Origin of the sequence: Endozoicomonas sp., from assembly GCF_031844845.1 — a bacterium.
In the GTDB taxonomy this organism is placed as follows: domain Bacteria; phylum Pseudomonadota; class Gammaproteobacteria; order Pseudomonadales; family Endozoicomonadaceae; genus Endozoicomonas.
Window position 1 is genome coordinate 1 of the sequence record NZ_JAVRMB020000046.1, and the last position, 2,938, is coordinate 2,938.

The 2,938-nt window shown below is 41.9% G+C and carries 3 protein-coding genes; 2 read left to right on the top strand and 1 reads right to left on the bottom strand.

Going from position 1 to position 2,938, the window contains the following annotated elements:
• Positions 1 to 569: 569 nt before the first annotated feature.
• Both RM811_RS02035 and RM811_RS02040 read left to right on the top strand, forming a co-directional pair.
• Positions 570 to 767, top strand: coding sequence for a hypothetical protein (locus RM811_RS02035; protein WP_402520273.1), 198 nt, complete (start codon positions 570 to 572; stop codon positions 765 to 767).
• Positions 758 to 1,234 carry a hypothetical protein gene (locus tag RM811_RS02040; RefSeq protein WP_402520274.1) on the top strand — a complete coding sequence of 159 codons (477 nt, stop codon included), beginning with the start codon at positions 758 to 760 and terminating at the stop codon, positions 1,232 to 1,234. Before RM811_RS02035 ends, RM811_RS02040 begins: the two co-directional genes overlap by 10 nt.
• A 1,040-nt stretch (positions 1,235 to 2,274) precedes the next feature.
• On the opposite strand, the gene RM811_RS02045 is transcribed toward RM811_RS02040, so the two are convergent.
• On the bottom strand, positions 2,275 to 2,565 hold the full coding sequence (locus RM811_RS02045) for a hypothetical protein (RefSeq protein ID WP_402520276.1): 291 nt from the start codon (positions 2,563 to 2,565) through the stop codon (positions 2,275 to 2,277).
• Positions 2,566 to 2,938: the final 373 nt, after the last annotated feature.

Here is a 2,938-nt window from a genome sequence, read left to right on the forward strand (position 1 = left end):
TACTGACCCTGTAATACGCGACTGTGGCCACGGAATTTCCCCTGTTGAATAGTTGCCTTACTTGGCTCATTTGAGTTGGCTCCATGATATTGCATGGCTCAATGATAAATCAATACTTCATTGAGCTAAGTTTTATTGATACGCAGGGTTTTCGTAACTGGTTCAATAGCCCTTGCCCTGTTGAGCCTATCAGGCAGACTAAAATGCTGCTTCTTCCGTGCCTATTCCCAGATTTTGTCAGATCAATAAATCTTACGATGGTTCTATAAGACCGTTTAAGCAAAGCGCAAAGGTACACAGGGGGCACAGAAGGCTGCCCTGTTGAGCCAGTATCGAAGGGAAATTTTCTAGCAGCGCTAGACATCCAGGTAAAAAGCAAGCAAAGGAATTAGAACTTCAGCTAACAACTGGCATTCATTACAAGAAATGAAAAGGATGAGAGTTGGCGCAATTTCAATAGCAAGCTTGATTAAACGTTTTGACATAAACATAAGAACTCCTCAGGTGGTTGTCTTTTTCTTCAATAGGGCAACCTAATTCGTTCTTCTGGGCTGTTATGAGGTGTCATCGTGGGAAAGAGTATTTATTTTGCCAGGTACCAGGATCCGCTGGTTCTGGTTTCAAAGGATGAACAACGGGAAGCACTGGACAGGAAGGTGAAGGCGTTTCTTCTGGCCGGTGGTGAGATTGACGTATTACCGCCGGCAGGCAGCAAGGATATTCTTAAACGTGTTATTGAGCAGCTGAGGTTGCTGCAATGGAGGTGATACTGGCCAGAGGAAAGGGAAAGTCTTTTCTCATGGCCAGTGTCTCTTTAACATCACTGAACCTGTTGAGATTGAGTAAACCAGTTATGCCAGATGAAACCGTGCCTGTCGTTGTGCGGCGCAAGAAGAAAACCTTTGTGGTGCAGGGTGGAAAGGCTGAGTCGATCACTGCCCAGGGTAAACCGGAACCGGAAAAGTCAAAACCCGCTGCTGTGAAGGCTGAAAAGGCCAAACCTGTTGAGCAGAAAGCAGAGCCGGCCAAAGAAAAGCCGGGGAAGAAAAAGCCCACCAAGAGCCAGAAGGCCAACCGGAAAAAGCTGGAAAGGTTAATCAGTCGCTGGCCGGACCTGTTTTGTGATCCACCGAAACCTCTGGCCATTGGTATCTATGACGACCTGCTGGCACAGCTGGATCCGGAAGAGGGTGTCCTGACTGAAGCGTGGCGTGTATTACTTTTTCAAGGTTAGTGATAATTGATTATTTTTTGGTTTCAAACCTTGACGGAAAGTTTGTTTTATACCATTCCGTGGTTTTTGTTGTTACAAAATGACTGGGGTTTGAATAGATTTCAGCATTCCTTGGGAGTTTATCAAAAGGCCGTAATTGATAAGTTTGACTTCCATCTAGTTTCTTGCATGTGTAGCACATAAGATGCTTGTTGTTAGCTACATAAAACTCGCTTCCACCAGTATCAACATAAATCTTCATGCAATTGAAACCGTTGCACCATATATCACAAGTATGTGATCGCCATTCAGCCATGCCTTCCGGCTTTATTCTTATCGGTGTTGCATAGCTTTCTTCGTCGCAGAATGAACACTGAACCCGATAGGCCTCAGTTGACGATGGGGAGCAAAACGTAATACCTCTTACAGGATTTCCTAACATAATAAAACTCTTAGCTAAGTTCATACTTACGATGCTTAGACTAATAATTAGTGAATAAGTTCACAGCCGCTGCCTACAGCAACCCTGAATCGGAGTCGCTGCTGATTTCATAATAGGGGTCACGCCATAGAAAGGGAAAAATCGTACATTAACCTTACTAATTCATTGATCTGTGTACGAAATAAACCGCATACATCCACATCCGTGAAAATCAGGAAGGCTGATAGCCCGGTGACTGAATCTGTTCTGTGACCCGCCAAAACCATTGTTCATCGACGACACCAAAGGTGCACAGAGGGCATAGAAGGACTGGTGTTATTAATCATTATCCTGTTGGTGGTTGGCTTTTAGGTTTTCTAGCCATTACATAGACCTGAATCCGTGACTTCTTAATTAATCCCAAGATATTGGAAAATTCAGCAACCTTTATGGCGCATTGGCTTGATGATTATCTTCCCATAAAAAATGCTTTTTTGGGGTTGTTCAAAAATGCACCCAGTGAGTGAAAAAAATGAAATCACTATTTACAGGCTGTAAGCCACGTATGGCAATGGATGTAACGAGTAAGGAACAGGACATCCATAAATTTCTATTCGTATAGATTGAACCAACGTTTTACTTAGGCTTTCGCCCTGGTTTTATGGGTGTCCCAGTTTATTTCATTTATGGATAAAAGGTGGCGCAATTTATAAATAATATCTTTTGTAGGTAGTTCAATATAATGGCGATGAAGAAAAATAATAGGGAATATAAGAGAGTCATTCTCTGAAACATGTAACAATTCAAAATCACTACATAGCTTATCTGCCGCTAGCTTGTAGCCATGCTGATAAAATGGAGCACGATTACTTTTCATCCATTTTATATTTGCACAGGTTGGATCTTTTGGAACGCCTTTAAATAGTGTCATTTTAAATATTACTCTTACGCATAACAGTAGTTTACCCAAATAAGAAAATCAGAATTTTAGGGTCAGGTCTTTTTTGCGACAGGCTAAGCCTGAGAATGTGGGAGGTTCTATGAACTGAAATCATTCGTTGAAATCCAGTGGGTTCGACTCCCACCCGGTAGAGATTAACCATAATCACAAATAGAGAGATCCATAATCACAAACACAAATCACAAATAGAAATCACAAATAGAGACACAAATAGAGACATCCATAATCACAAATAGAGACATCCATAAATTTGACTCTTCGAACAACTAATCTACTTTTCTTCTGTACTGATTTTATTCCTGACAGGAGAGCCCATGACCAGCGCCCGGAGAAATCTGATTGA

Excerpts from the sequence above, each read along its gene's own strand:
- RM811_RS02040 (WP_402520274.1), top strand. The coding sequence starts at position 758 with ATGGAGGTGATACTGGCCAGAGGAAAGGGAAAGTCTTTTCTCATGGCC.
- RM811_RS02045 (WP_402520276.1), bottom strand. The coding sequence starts at position 2,565 with ATGACACTATTTAAAGGCGTTCCAAAAGATCCAACCTGTGCAAATATA.